This is a genomic window from Planococcus maritimus (assembly GCF_001687625.2).
Classification (GTDB): Bacteria; Bacillota; Bacilli; order Bacillales_A; family Planococcaceae; genus Planococcus; species Planococcus maritimus.
Genome location: NZ_CP016538.2, coordinates 892,459 through 910,433, shown reverse-complemented (window position 1 = coordinate 910,433; position 17,975 = coordinate 892,459). Strand labels below are relative to the sequence as shown.

The window sequence follows — 17,975 nt, the reverse complement described above, 5'->3', positions numbered from 1 at the left end:
ACACCCGGCTTTCCTTAGACGTTCATCACCGTTTCGACATGCTGGAACGCTTGCTCGAAATCGTTAATGATGTCCTCGATTTCTTCAATGCCGCAAGATACCCGGATCAAGCCTTCCGGAATGCCCATCGCGGCGCGTTCTTCCGGCGTACATTCCACGTGGCTTGTCGTGCGTGCCGGACCGACTGTCGTCTCGACGGCACCTAAATTTGCAGCTCGGTTTGCGTATTGGAGCTTCGGCAGCAAGTCGCGGACCGTGTCGACACCGCCTTTGACTGAAAAGCTCAGCATGCCGCCGAAACCTTTCATTTGGCGCTTAGCGATATCGTGGTTCGGATGCGTCTCGAGCCCTGGATAGAAGACATCTTCGACAATGTCTTTGGTCTGCAGGTACTTGGCGAGCGCCATCGCGTTTTTGCTTTGCTCGCGGATGCGCAAATGCAAAGTCTTCATGCCGCGCAGCAATAAATAAGCGGCCATCGGGTCCATCGTCGCGCCGTTGATTTCACGGTAATGGTAAACCTGTTCGACCAGTTCGTGGGATCCGACCAACACGCCGCCTAGTGCATCTGCGTGTCCCCCGAGGAATTTCGTCGCACTGTGCAACACCAAATCGACGCCGTCTTCAAGCGGATTTTGGTTGATCGGGGTGCCGAATGTATTGTCGATAATGACCAACGCTCCCGCTTCATGCCCCGCTTTTGCCATACGCGCAATGTCCGTGATTTTGACAGTCGGGTTGGTTGGTGTTTCCAAGTAAAGGATCTTGCAGCCTTTTTTGAGTTCCGCTTCAATCGCTTCATGGTCGCCCGTGTCGACGAGCGCGACATCGATTTGCTGACGCGGCAGAAACTCCGTGAAGATTTTGTTCGTGCCGCCGTACGTATCTTTGATTGAGACGATGCGGTCGCCTGGCACGAGGAAGGTTGCGAGCGTATTGCTGATGGCTGCCATGCCGGTCGAGAAGCTGGTCGCCGCCTCAGCGCCTTCGAGCAATTTTACTTTGTCTTCGAATGCCTGGACGGTCGGGTTCGTGTTGCGGCCGTAGATATGCCCTTTTTTCTTACCGATCGCGACGTCGTACCATTCGTCCATATCGTCATACGTATAGGCGACGCTCAAGACGACCGGAACTTGCGACGCTCCGTGTGCCAAATACTCTTTTTCGCCGCCCCAGACTGCTAATGTGGATGGATGGATTTTTTTGTTTGTCATGAACTCACTCCTCAATTTTTGAATGCCTTTTCGGCAAAATAGTTTTTCACTTTCAATTATTCAAGCGCCGCCCTGATAGCCAATTAAATGGCCTTTCGTGAACAAGCCCCTTGGCATATTCGCCAGCGTTTCACAGCCAGTTTCTGTCACACGGAAGGTTTCACTCACTTCAAAGCCCGAATCGTCAAACCACATCGCCGGGATCATATGGAACGCCATGTTCGGTTCGAGTATCGTGCGGTCGCCCTTGCGGATGCTCGCGGTATGCTCGCCCCAATCCGGCGGGTAATTCAAGCCGACGGGATAACCGATGCGCGCTTCTTTTTCAAATCCGTAGCGGGCGATCGTTTTGGTCCATGTCGCACACACTTCTTCCAAATAGATGCCCGGCTTGATCATAGCAATGCATTCGTTGATGCCTTCTGTCGTCACTTCCGCAAGATGCTGCAGTTCGGCGTCCGGCGTCCCGATAAACACGGTGCGCGCGAGCGGCGAATGATAGCGTTTATAGCAGCCGGCAATCTCCAGCGTGACCGATTCACCTTGTTCATAGCGTTTATCGGTCCAGGTCAAATGAGGCGCGGCGGTGCGTTCCCCTGTCGGCAAAAGCGGCATGATTGCCGGATAGTCCCCACCGTGCTCTTTCGTGCCTTTCACCTGCACTTCGAGGATCCTTGCCGCAACGTCGCATTCCCTGACGCCTTCTGCAATCATTTCAATGCCGGCCGCCATCGCTTTTTCGGAAAAACGCGCGGCGCGTTTCATATAGGCAATCTCAGTATCCGACTTCACGATGCGCACCCAATTGACAAGCAATGAGGCATCCTGGAAGCGGGCATTCGGCAAGCCTTTTTGCAAGCGTTCGTAGCATTTGGCCGTGAAATAATAATTCTCCATTTCTACACCGATCGAACGCCGGTCCTGCCCAATCTGCGTCAAGATTTCCGCGACGAAATCCATTGGGTGATGCGTTTGTGATTGCACGTAGATTTCTGGATACGGGATGATGTTGTCGTGGTACAGCCAAGTAGTGATCTTGGCGCCATTTGCGTCCATAATCCGCCCGACCCACAAAGGCTGGTCTTCGTCTTCGATGACAATGAGCATTTGGTGGACATAAAACGACCAGGCGTCATAGCCGGATAAATAATTCATATTGGCAGGGTCCGTGATGAGCAGCACTTCAATGCCTTTTTCCGCCATTTGCTGCTTTGTTTTTCTGATACGCCCCTGATATTCTGCAGTTCCGAACGACATGGGGAATCCCCTCCTTGTATTCACGAATGAAAAGTCGGAATAATCAATTTCTTATTCTTGTTTTTACTATACCGCCTGTGTGGATTTTAAGGCATCTGTCATAGTGTATGAAAATGCACACTGCCCTTTAGTCAATTTTCCCCCATACAAAAAAGCCTTCTTGAGAAGAAGGCTTTCGTTCAAATATCGTCGTATTCCGCAGCACCCATGCGATAGGTCCGGACACATAATTCCAATAGAAACAAATCATCCGGATCAATTAGCGATAAGCCGGTCAATGACTCTATTTTCCGCAAACGGTAAAGCAGCGATTGGCGATGCAGGTTCAACGCGCGTGCCGTTTGACTGACATTTCCCTGATAATGATTATATGCTGAAAAAGTGCCGATCAAGTCCATTTGCCGCTGCTGGTCGTAACCTGCGAGCGGCTGGATTGTCGATTGGATGATGTCTAACATCCCTTCCGTTTTGGCCAATTGCAGCAGCAGCCGGTCTGCCCGGGTGTCACGGTAATCCATCCGGTGCCCGGGCCCTTTTTTCTTACGCCCGATGTCTAACGCTGTTTTGGCATGCCGGAAACTGTCACTAAAGCCATCAAATCCTTCTGCATGATCACCGATGCCCCAGGACAAGACCACTTCAGGCAATAAATTTCCGAGCCGCCGTTCGATCAAATCCAGGAAGTTAATTTGGTTTTCCTGCCCGCTTTCAGGCGGCTTTTCCAAGAAGATGATTAAGTAACCGTCTGCATATCCGGTCATCACTGCGCGTTTCATGGCATGTGCCGCGTAATGGACTTCTTCTTCGAGATAAGCAACCATGCTTTTCGACCACTCGGTATATGAACTGGTTCCAGGTTTTTTACGGTCGAACAAGTGACGGAAATTCTCCGGGCTTCCGGCCAGGCTGATATAGGGAAGCTCCAGGTCATAGCCAAGCGCCCGCGCCCGAGATGCCGCCTGCTCTTTGCTCGCAAATTCCCCATTGGCAAGCTCTCTGACAAAATCCATACGCAACGCCGCTTTGGTTTCTTCGACTGCATTTTGCCTAGAGCGCCATAAGGAAATCGTCGTTGCGGCATGCTCGAGCACATGCACCGAAAAGACATCAAGCCGACCATCGGCAGTCTCCGGCAGTTCAACGAATAGATAGCCCTGGGCTTCCTCCGATACTTGCAACACCGGAACTTGGATAAGTTTTCGGCCGCCTAACTCACCACTGCTGAATTTCTGGATCATCGGATCGCGAGTCTCCTTTAGGGCTGTTTGATGAATCGGGAAAATTCCTTTGGCGACCTGTTGCTCCCATTGTTCCAGCTTGGCACGCGAAAAACCGGCTGCAGCTTGCACTGTCCCGTGGGCATCCGTGATGAGTAACGCACTGTCGAGCTCACGGCGAATATAGGCAGCGATTTTTTCCAATTCCGCATCTGCTAAGATCAGTTTCAACAAATCCTGCTGAACTTGCTCAGAGCGTTGCCGCTCTTGTCGATGCAGGTCGTTCAAATCAATCATCACTTCTTCAATAACCGTGGAAAAGCGCAGCTCCCATGGCAGTTCAACGAGCAGGAATTCATTTTCTTCCGCCAATTGCGCAATTTCTTTTGGAATCTCATAGACATGCCGTCCCATCGCAATCATCAATACAGCAGCACCTGAATCGATAATGTCCTGGACAAATCCCCGGAAAATCTCCAAATCATTATTGCATCCCATCGCAGTCGTCAATACCAGTTCATTACGGCGCACGAAGTTCTCTACCGGCATTTCCATGACAGATACCCAGTGTACAGGCTGCGCATTTGCTCGCTCTTTGGCGGTCCGGACGACTGCCCCCTCCAGCAATTCATAATCCAAAACATCTTGCACGGTCAATTGCATATAATCCCCTCCGCGCCTAGTTGGTTTCTGCCAGTATAGCAAAAACAAGCGCTTCAAAAAAGGTGATGTCAGAATACTCTAACTAATTAGCGAGTGAAAGGATTATTCCATTCCATTAATAAGGCGTAATCAAGTGATTCTTCATCAGCCAAATATCCAGGTATTATGCTAACAGGCATGCGGCCACAGCTCAGCAAGAAGCTGATGACCGGATCCCTTAGTTCGCCGGCTAGTACTTGGTCCACGTATTGTTCCGCTGTCAGCTGTTCTGCGTACCGGTGATACCCTGGCATGCGCCCGCCGCCAATGAGCCGCTCAATCCCGTCTGCAACAACGCGTTCGTACATCGCTTCCATCAATAGTTTACCTAATTTCAATTGGCGGAATTTTGGTTTGATGCCGATATCGACAACGTACAGCGATGTGCCGTGCGGATCATGTGTGTTGATGGATCCCGAACCCGTCAGTTGTTCCCACGTATGTGCCGGATGCTCGGGATCGATCGTTGTCAGCATCGCTGTCATGGATCCCGCAATCTCGCCACCGATTTCAACACAAATCGCACCCTCAGGGTAAAGTGTGATGTGACTTTGGAGTTGCTGCTCATTCCATAGTAGGTCCGGTGGAAACGGCGGTGGGAAACTTTCGCGCTGCACGTCGATTAAGCCTGGAAAATCTTTTTCCGTATAGGTCCGGATGGTTGCCATCACCGGGCGCCCATCTTTGAAGACGTATTGCTGTTTTTTGTACATTGCCATCCCACCTTTCTTTTTGTTTAGTTTACCCGAAGTTGCTGCGTCTTCCCACAATCCTGTGGGAGGCGGATCAATCGACAGTTTACATATTAAAAATCACCACAAAAGAAAAGCTTGCCGATTTGGCAAGCTTTTCTTCAATTTTTATTAAACTGGCGGCAATACTTGTGGTCCATTCACTGTCACGCCTCCACCAGCACTTTCTGTTTCTATAGCGAGTTGAGGCAACCCAGCTGACAACGTTAAGATTAGCGCTAATGCTGCGCCAACTAAAAGTTTTTTCTTTTCCATATTATTCACCGTCACTTTCCAGAATATGAGTTTGATAGTAATAAGCTTTCTGCCAATCTTGTTGGTCTTTGTAATGAGCCGCAAGTTCTTCAGAAAGATGTTTGGTGTCTTTTATATAACCATATTTTTTGAAAAATGGAAACATTTTATCTTCTTTATAGTTCAAAAGTTCTTGTTGGGAAAATTCTCGTTTCTCGTAGTAATCACTGTATAACTTAAAGTATTCTTCATCTTTCGGGGTCCCGGGCATACGCAATTGTTCAATTAGGTCAACTGTCTCTTCTTCACTTACGCCTTCAAGTTCCAGCAGGTTGACGATAACTGCTTTGTGTATATAGCTACCAGGTTGTAACACGTCTTTCAGCTCCGAAAACATCTCGAATGCTTGGCTGTCGTGCTTCTGGCTCTTCAGCAATTCTGCGTAATTGTAAAGTACTGATTGATATAATTCGGACTGATGGGTCAAATGAGCGTTGCGTTTTACCACTTCGTATAAGCTGGCGGCCTGAGTACTCAAATTGCGCCTAGTGTAGTTAATTGCGAGCAGCAGCTGCGCATGCAGAAGACGGATATAATTATGGTGCATCTCATAAGAACGGACTGCCCGCTCCGCAAAATATGCAGATAGCTCTAATCGATCATGAACTATTAAAATTCTCGCTTTTTGATAATAAAATTCTCCCTCCAGTTTTTGTGGAATGCTTTGCAGCCCTTGATCCAATCTGTGCATTAAATCCATTGCTTCTTTTTGCTTACCCAAAGTCGTGAAATAAAGCGCTTGGAAAAATCGGCTCATCCATAACTCTGGTGCTGTAAATGAAGCTTTCAACTTTTCAAGCAGTTTTTGCTGTGTGGATGCTTTGTCCATTTGCAAATCCAAGACATAATAGCGAAACTTATATAATTCGTATTGATTCACCAAATCCGTCGATTGCAGGTAATCATCTTCATCCAAAAGCTCTTTATAGATTTTATGTAAATTATCGAGATCGTAGTGAAGTGCACAATCAATAAATCGCCCCAATTGCTGTTCCAGCCGTTTCTGGTGCTCTAGTTCTTTCTTCAACTGCACGCCCATTTTTAACAGCAACGCTTCATAGGTTTCTTCGTGTGGTGTATACGTGTTGGATTCGATTTTGCTGAGATGCGAGACGGAACAGATGCCATCAGCGAGCTGTGACTGTGTAAGATTGTGTTTGTGGCGATAGTATTTAATCACAGAACCGATGTTCATAAACTCACCTTTCTTTGTCAGAATATATAAATATTAACACAAAAAAACAAGCCTGGCTGTAACAGCCGGGCTTGTTTTGGAACTCATGCTTATGGCAAGCGATAGAATCCGAATCCAGAAGCGGAATCGTCTCCAGATCCTGCATAATAACCGGATAGGATGTCGTTATTCGCTGCACGGTTTTGAAGATCGCTGCGGATTTGTGTATGCGTTGCAGTTGGGTTTGCTGCCCAAATCTTCGCTGCAAGTCCTGCTGCGTGAGGAGATGCCATCGATGTACCACTGATTGTCGCATAACCTCCATCGTACCAAGCTGAGTAAATGCTTGCGCCTGGCGCTGAAACTTCTACATCGTATTTGCCGATAGAATAGTCACCAGCGTATTGGCTATAACCGCGTGAGGAGAAATCCGCTACACGGTACGTGCCGTTTTGCTGTACGTTCTCAAGAGCTGCTACCGCTACGGCATTTTGCAAAGCACCTGGGAAGCCGATCGACCCTTGGTACGGGCCTTCGTTGCCTGCTGCTGCAATGACAAGAACACCTTTACCGTATGCGTAGTTGACCGCATTCGTGATCAAGCTACTTTCTGCTGAAGAGCCAAGAGACATGTTGATGACGGTTTTTTGCTTCAGTGATGAAGCCTGGTCCGCTACGTGACGGATAGCTGTTGCGATATCATCGGCAGACCCTGATCCATTGTCGCCTAGAACTTTATAAGCCCATAGATCAGCTTGCGGTGCTATACCATACAACCCGCCATTTCCGTTTGCAAGTGCCGATCCAGCTACGTGCGTTCCATGTCCTTGACGGTCTGTACAAGAACCATTGACGATGCTTGTTCCAATAGTAAAGTCTTTACATTGCTCGACATTCGCCGCAAGGTCTGCATGGCTTGTGTTGACGCCAGTGTCTAGTACAGCAATGTTGACGCCTGAACCACCCGTTGTCTTCGTAATGGAACTATTGTTATACATCGCTTTGATGCCCCATGGAGTCGACTGGGCTGCAGCCATTGCTTGATAGCGTGCCTGCGGTTCAAGTGTTGTCGTTTCTACTGTAAATTCCGGCACTTTTTCAATACTTATATTTTTATTTTTCTTCAATGCTTCATATTGTTTCTCAGTCATATCCGTCGTGAAGCCTTCGCTATCGAAATCCCACTGCACGCCGTATTGGTCTTTTGCCTTTTTCAAGTCACTTTTTCCTGGCATATCGACGAGCACACGGATCGTCTCGTTGGCGTTCGTTTTTTGTGCGTCTGGAGCTTCATTTGCTGAAACCCCCATTGCCGGTACGAGCATAGTCGCTGCCAACATAGCTGTGGTAATGAATTTTGCTGATTTTTTCATCTTTCGAATCCCCTTTTCCGAATAGATTTGCATGGCTCTTTGCAGCAAGCGGCGTCCCGCCTGTTTATCCTGCGGCTTGGCCATGCTTTAAATCTAGCAGACAATCAGCCGTTGCGTAATTGGGAAAATCCGTCTCTCAAAAAGCCGATATCTTCATAATGAACCTTTGTACCTGCAACGATATGCCTTGAAATGAGAAAATGAAAAAAGCCGCTCTAGGCGACTTTTACGTTAATAGGTATACCCTTGCTTCGTAGGGTTGCAATTTGCCGTCTATATGATGAACGTAATTCGACAACAGTAATTGGCCTTCTGCTGGACTCCACCACGAGCAGGTATCATTGTCGAGGTGCGAGATAATCAAATAACGTTCTTGCCCATATTCTCGCGTATAAGCATACACATACGGACATTCCAAAAAGGTCAAATGCGTGCTGCCGTAAATCAAGGCTTCATGCTGCGTTCTTAACTGCACCATCTTTTTGTAAAAAGACAGAACCGATTGCGGATCTCGCTGCTGCGCTGTTACGTTCAGCCAATTGAAATTCGGATTTAATGGAATCCACGGTTCGCCCCCTGTGAAACCAGCATTTGCACCAAAATTCCATTGCATTGGGGTCCTTGCATGGTCCCGGCTGATTTTCCTGAGGGTGTTCATCAAATCTCTGTGAGGCACCCCTTTTTGGCGATTGTAGCGATACATGTTTTTCGTCTCGATGTCCCGGTATAAATCGATGTCGTCAAATGGCGCATTGGTCATGCCGATTTCCTGCCCCTGGTAAATGAACGGCGTGCCTTGCATGAAGAAATACATGCAAGCGAGGGCCGTAGCGCTTTCTCGCCACAGCTCTCGGTCGTTGCCCCAAGTCGAAACGGTGCGCGGGCGGTCGTGATTTTCCAAATACAAAGCATTCCATGCAATGCCTTGCGTGCTGCGTTGCCAGCGGTCCAGCACAATTCTCAAATCATCGACATCGACGCCTCCCACGCTTTCTTCACTCCAGGCTTCCTCATGTGCTTCCAAATGGAAAATCATATTGAATTTCCCTTCTTCTTCACTGATCCACTCCCCGATTTCGTGCGCCCTGATACTATTGGCCTCGCCAACTGTCACCACATCATAGCGGCCAAACGTTTCGCGGCGCAACTCTTCTAACAGCTCCTGGATTCCTTGAACATTGGTCATCTTCTCCCAAGCTGGCACATAATTCAGTCCTTCTGGATTCGGCATGTCCGTAAAATCTTTTTTCAAGTGATTGATGGCGTCTACACGGAAACCGTCAATTCCCTTATCGAGCCACCAAAGAATCATGTCGTATATCGCACGGCGCAACTCTGCATTTTCCCAGTTCAAGTCGACTTGGCTTTTCGAGAACAAGTGAAAATAGTATTGGCTCGTTTTCGGGTCATACGTCCAGGCCGGCCCTCCGAATATGCTTTCCCAATTTGTCGGTTTGTCTCGCCAGATATACCAATCGCGTTTCGGATTGTCGCGTGATGACTTCGATTCAAGAAACCACGGATGCTGGTCGCTTGTATGATTCAAGACGAGATCCATCATAATCTTCATGCCACGGGAGTGAATATCTTCTAGCAAGCGGTCGAAATCTTCCATCGTCCCCATTTCATCCATGATTGCCTGGTAATCACTGACGTCATAACCATTATCAATATTCGGCGATTTGTAGACGGGGCATAACCAGATCATATCCACACCGAGTTCTTGCAGGTAATCGAGTTTGGCCCGGACGCCGTTCAAGTCACCGAACCCGTCGCCGTCCGTATCGAAAAAACTGCGCGGGTAAATCTGATACACAACTGATTCCTTCCACCATGTCTTTTTCAAGCTCATCCCCCTCTTCCTGCTGTTGTGAAATGGAAGCTCCCCTATCGCCAGGACAGCCGCCGTTTTTATTAATATACGCCTTTTTTCCTAAAACCCCTTTTTTCCATACTAAAAACCGCCCGCTAAGTGCGGACGGCTTCGGTTAATTATTTAAATAATACTGTTCCATGGCGTTGGCGGAGAAGCCTGCAACGTAATCACTGCCGCCATTGTCTTCAATGGATTCAATCATCATTGCCAAAATGAAGTCCTGCTGCTCTGCGTGATAGGAAACGAAAAATCCGTTTTCCTGCCCTTCTTCGCCGAGAGCGCCTTTCAATTCAGCGGTGCCGGTTTTGCCGGCGATCGGAACTGCGGCAATGTCCGCTGATTTGGCATAGCCGTCCGTGACGACATTGCGGAGATCTTCTTGAAGCACAGCCGCATTGCCTTCACTGATCAAGCCTTCTTTCCAAACCTGCCCCGCTTCTTCACTGGCATAAAGCGTCGGCTCATAGATCGTGCCGCCGTTCAAGAATGGTTCGTAGGCAGAAGCAAGATGCAGGATGTTGGCGAGCATCTCCCCTTGGCCAAAGGATGTATCGGCCAATTGCCCTTCAGACCCAAGAGTTCCGTCATTAGAAATCTGAGAACTTTCCAGCTCGATGGCAAATGGCAACTCCTCTCCGAAGCCGTACGAAGTCAAGCCGTCAATGAAGGTCTCAGTCCCCATCTCAAGTGCTTGTCTTGCGAAATAGATATTATCCGAGTAGACAAGCGCTTTGTTCAAATCGATCGGATTTGGCGCTTCTGGATGCAAGCGGGAGACACGGTACGAGCCCCATGAGCTGTCTTTTTGCCACGTCTGGCCATCAATTTCAAGCCCTTGCTGCGGATCAAGTGTTCCTGCCTCCATGCCAATCGCCGCTGTCACCGGCTTGATCGTCGACCCTGGCGCATAGCTTGCGGCAAAACGCGTGAACAATGGATTTAATGGGTCGTCTGATAGTTCGGCGTACCGTTCGCCGCTGATGCCGGCGATAAATTCATTCGGATCAAATCCTGGTGAGCTGATGAGTGCCAAGGTCTCGCCTGTTTCAGGTGACACTGCGGCCGCAGCACCTGGTTCTCCTTGCATCGAATCATAGGCAGCCGTCTGCAATTCAGCATCAATCGTCAGCTCTATATCTTCCCCAGCGGTTGGCTCCTGTTCAGCTAGGACGATATCTTCCGCTCCTTCTTCCTGCTTGTCGATCAGGATGCGCGCACCGCTCTCACCACGAAGCTGTTCTTCGAGGCGGCGTTCGAGCCCCTGGCGGCCGATCAGGTCCGTTGCCCCATAGCCTTGACCTTTCAATTCTTCCAATTGCTCCGCTGTAATCGAACCGATATAGCCGGTCAAATGGCCGAATGCTTCTCCGTACGGATATTCGCGCATCGCTGTTTCTTGATAAGTCGCAACATCACTCGCTTCGACATCAGCGATCAATTGTTCAGCCGATTTCGATGCTTTCGTCAGCGGCACGAATTGGTCCGGCTGCACCCAGCTTTGGTTCAAGCTTTCTTCAATCGACTCCACCGTCAGCCCAAGCAGTTCAGCGGCTTCCTCCAGGTCGCCGTCCCCCTCGAGACGCTCCGGCACCACGCCAAGATTATAGCCGGTGCCGTTGATCGCGAGGCCGCGCCCTTCGCGATCTAAAATTTCACCGCGTTCAGCGGCTTCTGTTTGCACGGCTACTTCATCGTCCGCTTCCAGGTCTTTAAAGATTAGCGACGGATCCCATTCGACAAACCAATTCTCCCCGTCTTCTTGCTCTTCGTAAATCAATGACACGGTCTGCTCGAATTCAACTGGGCCTGCTAGCGTTTCCATCTGCACAGCCAACGGAAATTCGGCCGGTTCTGCTTCGTCCCATTCCGCTTCTTCCTGAGCTGTGTAGCTAACTTCTAAGTTCTCAATGCCCAAGTCCTCAATTAATTGCTGTTGCCGCTCATCAAACGCTTCTGATGGAAAGGTTTCTTTTGAGCCTTCCGTTAAATAATCTTCATACATCGCTGCAAAATCCTGTTCGTTCCAATGGTCGACGTATTCATCCAAACGGTCTTGTGGCGTCGGCTGGGGTTGGCACGCTGACAGGATAAGTGCACTTGCCCCTGCTGCCATTGCTATGTATCGTTTCATCTTCCTGACCTCCTGTAACTTTCTAGCTCACGTTATGGGTTCGCGACTATTTTTTGCTTATTCAACAAAAAAATACTAATACTCTCCCCAAAACCAGCCATTTAGATTAGACTGGCATAAAATACAACCCAGGCTAATTGAAGTTTCTTTTTATTTTACCAATAAGTGGCACCGAAGCAAACCCGATTCCCTCGTTTTCGAAGCTTTGCAGTTTTTCTTTCTATATCTGCTATCATTTCCTTCACTATGGTAAAATCAGTAATTATAGAAGAGGAGGATGCTTATGATTAATTTAACATATTCTGAAGCCATCGAGTCCGCAGTGGATCTCAAAATGAAAACACGTTTGCAGCAAATCCAGGAGGATCTGTATGCGAAAAAAGGAGCCGGCTCTGATTTTCTCGGTTGGCTGGACTGGCCGTCTTCCTTGCCGGAAGATTTTCTGGTAAAAATCGAAGATACCGCTAAAGCCATCCGTGAAAAAGCGGACGTCATGGTTGTCATCGGTATCGGTGGTTCTTACCTGGGGGCAAAAGCTGTCCTTTCTGCGCTGTCACCTTATTTCCCGAAAGACGAACAATTGGAAGTCTTGTTTGCGGGACATCAAGTGAGCGGTGAATACTTAAAGCAATTGCTTGCCCATTTAGAGGGCAAAGAGGTCGTCGTCAATGTCATCTCGAAATCGGGCAAAACGACAGAACCAGCCATCGCGTTCCGTTTCCTGCGCGATTATATGGAACAGCGCTATGGCGACGGAGCCGCTGAACGCATTATCGTGACAACCGATGCAGAACAAGGAGCACTTCGTCAATTGGCCGAAACAAAAGGCTATGAACGCTTTATCGTGCCGAATGATGTCGGCGGACGCTATTCCGTCTTCACAGCAGTCGGGCTATTGCCGATTGCCGCTGCTGGCCATTCGATCCGTAAGCTTTTAGACGGCGCCAAAGAAGCGGAAACGCTTTACCGGGAGGCGGGCCCTGATAGCAACCCTGCAATGCAATACGCGGCGATCCGCCATCACCTGTATGTGCAAGGCTATACGACAGAAGTCAATGCCATTTTCGAACCGAAGCTGTCATTCGTCCAAGAATGGTGGAAGCAATTATTCGGCGAAAGCGAAGGGAAAGAAGGAAAAGGCATCTTCCCGGCATCTGTTGTCTTTACGACTGACTTGCACTCGCTCGGCCAGTTTATCCAGGACGGACAGCGCAATCTGTTCGAAACCTTCTTGCTCGTGAAAGAAGCACAGCAAGACTTGGAGATTTTCGAGACGCCTGAAGACGGCGACGAATTGAATTATATTGCTGGCTTGTCCTTGCAGGAATTCAACCATATCGCCCATAAAGGCACATCAAACGCCCATTTATCAGGCGGCGTGCCGCAAATGAGCTTAACGGTAGACCGCATCGACGAATCTGAGATCGGCCATTTGTTATACTTCTACATGTTGAGCTGCGCTTACAGTGCATATCTTTTGGGCATCAACCCATTCGACCAGCCAGGTGTTGAAGAATACAAGAACAATATCTTCAAACTGTTGAAAAAACCAGGTTTCTAAAAAAAACGCTTTTCCCGAACAGCCTATTGGCCAATCGGGAAAAGCGTTTTTCTATTACTGCAACATCAAGCGAGCTTGTACACTCTTGCTTCATACGGTTTTAGTTGATGGGCATCACGGTCTTGATAGTTCGCGAGCAGGAGTTCCGCGCCTTTCGGTTCCTGCCAAGCACACGCAGTGCTTCCCAGGTTTGAAAGGACAAGGACTTGTTCGTTTCCATGTGTGCGGGTATAAGCGTAAACGTCCTCACAGTCGGTTTCAGCCAAATCGTAGCTGCCATACACCAAGACCTCCATGTTCTTGCGCAAAGAAATCATCTGTTTATAAAACGAGAAAACGGAGCTTGGATCCTGTTGTTGGCTCTCGACATTCAGCCATTCGAAATTCGGGTTCATCTGCAGCCACGGCTTACCTGTTGTGAATCCGGCATTTTCCTCTGCGTTCCATTGCATCGGCGTGCGGGAATGGTCGCGGCTGGTCGATTTCAATAAAGTCATGATGGCATCGTGTTCCATGCCTTCCGCCAAATTATAGAAATACAAATTATGCGTATGGACATCGTCATAATGATGGATTTCCTCGAACGGCGCATTGGTCATGCCGATTTCCTGGCCTTGGTAAATGAACGGCGTCCCTTGCATGAAGAAATACATACAAGCGAGCGCTGTTGCACTTTCGCGCCAATACTCGCCGTCGTTGCCCCACGTAGAGACAACGCGCGGCTTGTCGTGGTTTTCGATAAACAACGCATTCCAGCCGACGCCATCGACTGCTTTTTGCCAGCGCGTCAAGACGGTTTTCAAGTCGTTGACGTTGATGCCTTGTTTGACATCGTTGTCCCAAAGCGTCAAATCTTCAAATTGGAAGACCATGTCGAATTTGCCTTCTTCTTCGCTAATCCATTCGTCAATATCTTCTGCATAGACACCGTTCGCTTCACCGACTGTCATAATGTCGTATTTTGCGAAGGTCTCATCGCGCAATTCCGCAAGCAGCGGCTGGATGCCATCGACATTCATCATTTTCTCCCATGCCGGCACCCACGGTTTGCCTTCTTCGATCGGCAAATCGCTGAAATCTTTCTTAATGTGGCTAATGGCGTCGACGCGGAATCCATCGATGCCTTTATCGAGCCACCAATTAACCATTTTGTAGAGCTCTTCACGTACTTCTTTGTTTTCCCAGTTCAAGTCCGGCTGTTTTTTCGAGAAGATGTGCAAATAATATTGCCCGGTCTTCTCATCCAATTCCCATGCAGGGCCGCCGAAAATACTTTCCCAATTGGTTGGGCGATCGCGCCAGATATACCAGTCGCGTTTTGGATTATCGAGCGATGAACGTGATTCCAAAAACCACGGATGCTCATCACTCGTATGATTGATGACAAGATCGATGATCAATTTCATCCCGCGTGCATGCACTTCCTCCAGCAAGCGATCGAAGTCTTCCATCGTTCCAAGTTCGTCCATGATCTCCTGATAATCGCTGATGTCATAACCATTATCGTCATTTGGTGATTTGTACATCGGGCAAATCCAGATGACATCGATGCCAAGTTCTTTTAAATAATCCAGTTTTTCCGTGACGCCATTGATATCTCCGATGCCGTCTCCATTCGAGTCGTTGAAGCTGCGCGGATAGACTTGGTACGCCACGGCCTCTTTCCACCATGTTTTCTTCATAATCGTGTCCTTTCAAAGACTTTGACAAGAAGCCCTTTCGATCAAAGTCGCTGGAACGACGATGTTCCGCGGGGCTGCATTGCCATCGTTTATTTTTTCCAGTACTAAATTCGCAGCTTCCAAACCAAGGTCAAAAATCGAAATATCCACCGTGCTGAGTGGCGGCTTTAAGTGGCTCGACAAGGTATGATTATTGAACCCAACAATCGATACATCTGCCGGTACAGCGATGTTCAAATCCTCCAAATAACTAATCACTTCATAGGCGACCAAATCGTCATGTGTGACGATAGCAGTCGGCGGCTTTTTCTGTTTCATCAGCTTGCAGATGGCTTGTTGTTCTTGGCCTTCCATCGCTTCTTGCGTGACCACATATTCCGGTGTGAACGGAATTTCGGCTTCAGCCAAGGCTTGCCGATAACCACACAAGCGGTCCGAAGACACGATGAAATCAGAAGCCCCCCCGACGAACGAAATATCCCGGTGGCCCAGTGATATCAAATGATCTACCACTTCCTTCGCAATGGCGACATTGTCATTATCTACATAAGAAATGGCATCCGGACGTGTATAAGGCCGTCCAACGACGGAAAACGGCACGCCATTCGCTAGTAGGTAGTCCAAGATTTTATCATCAATTTTAGAATACAGCAAGATAACGCCATCGACGCGCTTGCCTTGTGTCATCGCCACGACTTCTTCGTAGATTTCCTGTTCTGTCGCGCTGGTTGATAAATACAAACCGTACTGGCTCTGATGGGCACTGACCGAAATACCGCGCAAGACTTCCGGGAAAAATGGATTTTGAAAAGCGAGCGTTGTGGAATTCTCCATGACGACGCCAATCGCCTTGCTTTTTTGCGCCACCAAATTGCGTGCCTGGAAGTTTGGATAATAGCCGAGCTCGTCCATCGCCAGCCTTACTTTGCGTTTTGTTTTCGGAGTGATCTTCGGATGATCCGCAATAACCCGGGAAACCGTCGCCGGCGAAACTTCCGCTAGTTTCGCAACATCTTTAATTGTGATCGCCATAGCGTGTGCCCCCTTATTTTACAGCGCCGTCCGAAACACCTTTGATGATCGAGCGTTGTGCAAAGAAATAAAAAACAATAACTGGAATGATGGCAAGCGTCAGGCCGGCCAGCGCCAAATGCCATTGCTTCGTGTATTCGCCGAAGAAAAAGAACATTTTCAACGGAATTGTTTCGCTGCCCGTCGTATTGATAACTAGCGATGGCAACAGGTAATCATTCCAAATCCAGATGATATTGAGTATCGCGACCGTGACCGTGATCGGCTTGAGAACCGGGAAAATGATATGCCAAAACACTTGCCAACGGTTCGCCCCGTCTATTTTTGCCGCCTCATCGAGCGACTTTGGAACATTGTTTAAAGCCCCATGATACAGGAAAATCGACAAGCTCGCACCAAAGCCAATGTACATGAAAATGAGCCCGCCACGGTTCAGCATGTCGAATTGGCCGAACACCGTGACAAGTGGAATCATGACCGATTGAAACGGGATGAGCATTGCTGAGACGAACAGGAAGAACAAGAAAGTGGACATCTTGCTTTTGGCCCGTGATAACGCGTAAGCAGCCATCGCCGAGAACAAGACGATCAACACGACACTAATGACGGTGATCAATAAAGAATTGAACAAAGTTCTAAGAAAATCGAGCTCCTGGAAGGCCGTGATGTAATTATCGAAACTCCAAGCTTCTGGAGGGCTCGTCGTATCGAGAAAGATTTCTTTTTTCGATTTAAAGGAATTGACGAACATTAAGTAAAACGGCAATAACCAAAGGATCGCCAGCAAAATGCCAAGCACTTCGACTTTTATATTCCAGCGGTTGCGCATTACATTTCGACCTCCCGGCGTTTATTGATATACACTTGAACAAGTGCGATGACCGCAACGATCAAGAAGAAAATGATCGCTTTTGCCTGCGCATAGGCGAAGGCATTTTGCACGAACGCAGTCTTGAAAATTTCCATTGCGACCATTTCCGTCGAGTTGTATGGCCCACCTGCTGTCAGTGACAAGTTCTGGTCGTATAGTTTAAAAGTATTCGACAAGGTCAGGAACATGCTGACGGTAAAAGCCGGTGCGACGAGTGGGAAGATGATGTAGCGGAAGCGCTGGATCGTCGAGGCGCCGTCAATTTCCGCCGCTTCGATCAATTCATTCGGCAAGCCTTCCAAATAAGCAATGTAGATAACCATAATGTATCCGGCCATTTGCCAGCTCATCAAAATGACCAAGCCCCAAAACCCGGTTTCCGTCGTTGACAGCCACGCCTGCAAGCTTTCCATGCCGACTGCTTCGCCGACGCTCGCAAACACTTTTAGGAAAATGAACTGCCAGATAAAACCGAGGATCAAGCCGCCGATCAAGTTCGGCATGAAGAACGTCGTCCGCAGCAAACTGCTGGTCTTGATCTTGGACGTGACGATCAACGCGAGCGACAGCCCGATGAAGTTGATCAAAATCACGGAGACGACCGAAAATTTCGTCGTGAACCAAAGCGAATCAAGGAAACGCTCATCTGTAAACAAGTTTATGTAGTTCTGAAATCCGACAAATTCGCCGGTTTGAATGCCATTCCATGCCGTGAATGAATAGAAAAGCCCAAGCACCATGGGCACCACTACGACCAAGCCAAGTGCCAACAGCACCGGCGCTAAAAACAACCAATAGGAAAGATCCCGTGTACGCATATTTTCGCCTCTCTTTCTATT

General features: G+C 48.5%; 14 protein-coding genes. 1 reads left to right on the top strand and 13 read right to left on the bottom strand.

Translation table 11 applies throughout. The features are described 5' to 3' along the window. Positions 1-14: 14 nt before the first annotated feature. The 9 genes from BBI11_RS04530 to BBI11_RS04495 all read right to left on the bottom strand — a co-directional run bounded on the left by BBI11_RS04530 (position 15) and on the right by BBI11_RS04495 (position 11,990). On the bottom strand, positions 15-1,214 hold the full coding sequence (locus BBI11_RS04530) for a cystathionine gamma-synthase family protein (protein WP_068461055.1): 1,200 nt from the start codon (positions 1,212-1,214) through the stop codon (positions 15-17). Between the two features lie 60 nt (positions 1,215-1,274). Further along, positions 1,275-2,471: a M24 family metallopeptidase gene (locus tag BBI11_RS04525; protein WP_068461053.1), complete on the bottom strand. Its 1,197-nt coding sequence runs from the start codon at positions 2,469-2,471 to the stop codon at positions 1,275-1,277. A gap of 179 nt (positions 2,472-2,650) precedes the next feature. Beyond that, positions 2,651-4,351 (bottom strand): PucR family transcriptional regulator, encoded by a 1,701-nt coding sequence (locus tag BBI11_RS04520; RefSeq protein WP_068461051.1) that lies wholly within the window; start codon positions 4,349-4,351, stop codon positions 2,651-2,653. 86 nt (positions 4,352-4,437) lie between these two features. Next, positions 4,438-5,103 (bottom strand): GNAT family N-acetyltransferase, encoded by a 666-nt coding sequence (locus BBI11_RS04515; protein ID WP_068461050.1) that lies wholly within the window; start codon positions 5,101-5,103, stop codon positions 4,438-4,440. A gap of 150 nt (positions 5,104-5,253) precedes the next feature. After that, positions 5,254-5,397, bottom strand: coding sequence for a hypothetical protein (locus BBI11_RS16330; RefSeq protein WP_156889039.1), 144 nt, complete (start codon positions 5,395-5,397; stop codon positions 5,254-5,256). A gap of 1 nt (position 5,398) precedes the next feature. Then, positions 5,399-6,631: a helix-turn-helix domain-containing protein gene (locus BBI11_RS04510; RefSeq protein WP_068461047.1), complete on the bottom strand. Its 1,233-nt coding sequence runs from the start codon at positions 6,629-6,631 to the stop codon at positions 5,399-5,401. Between the two features lie 89 nt (positions 6,632-6,720). Then, positions 6,721-7,983, bottom strand: coding sequence for a S8 family peptidase (locus BBI11_RS04505; protein ID WP_068461045.1), 1,263 nt, complete (start codon positions 7,981-7,983; stop codon positions 6,721-6,723). 226 nt (positions 7,984-8,209) lie between these two features. Then, positions 8,210-9,835, bottom strand: coding sequence for an alpha-glucosidase (locus tag BBI11_RS04500; RefSeq protein WP_237150318.1), 1,626 nt, complete (start codon positions 9,833-9,835; stop codon positions 8,210-8,212). Positions 9,836-9,971: 136 nt separating this feature from the next. Continuing rightward, a complete protein-coding gene (locus BBI11_RS04495) occupies positions 9,972-11,990 on the bottom strand; it encodes a penicillin-binding transpeptidase domain-containing protein (RefSeq protein ID WP_068461043.1) in 2,019 nt (672 codons plus the stop codon). A gap of 277 nt (positions 11,991-12,267) precedes the next feature. On the opposite strand from BBI11_RS04495, the gene BBI11_RS04490 reads away from it, so the two are divergent. Beyond that, positions 12,268-13,551, top strand: coding sequence for a glucose-6-phosphate isomerase (locus BBI11_RS04490; protein ID WP_083389013.1), 1,284 nt, complete (start codon positions 12,268-12,270; stop codon positions 13,549-13,551). Positions 13,552-13,616: 65 nt separating this feature from the next. Here BBI11_RS04490 and BBI11_RS04485 read toward each other — a convergent pair whose 3' ends face one another. Genes BBI11_RS04485 through BBI11_RS04470 form a run of 4 tightly spaced genes read right to left on the bottom strand, consistent with a single transcriptional unit; the run spans position 13,617 to position 17,954 of the window. Then, positions 13,617-15,233, bottom strand: coding sequence for a glycoside hydrolase family 13 protein (locus tag BBI11_RS04485; protein ID WP_068461035.1), 1,617 nt, complete (start codon positions 15,231-15,233; stop codon positions 13,617-13,619). 12 nt (positions 15,234-15,245) lie between these two features. Next, positions 15,246-16,265 carry a LacI family DNA-binding transcriptional regulator gene (locus BBI11_RS04480; protein ID WP_068461033.1) on the bottom strand — a complete coding sequence of 340 codons (1,020 nt, stop codon included), beginning with the start codon at positions 16,263-16,265 and terminating at the stop codon, positions 15,246-15,248. A gap of 13 nt (positions 16,266-16,278) precedes the next feature. Further along, a complete protein-coding gene (locus tag BBI11_RS04475; RefSeq protein ID WP_068461031.1) occupies positions 16,279-17,094 on the bottom strand; it encodes a carbohydrate ABC transporter permease in 816 nt (271 codons plus the stop codon). Continuing rightward, the gene (locus BBI11_RS04470; RefSeq protein WP_068461029.1) at positions 17,094-17,954 is read right to left on the bottom strand and encodes a carbohydrate ABC transporter permease; all 861 of its coding nucleotides are present in this window, start codon (positions 17,952-17,954) and stop codon (positions 17,094-17,096) included. Before BBI11_RS04470 ends, BBI11_RS04475 begins: the two co-directional genes overlap by 1 nt. Positions 17,955-17,975: the final 21 nt, after the last annotated feature.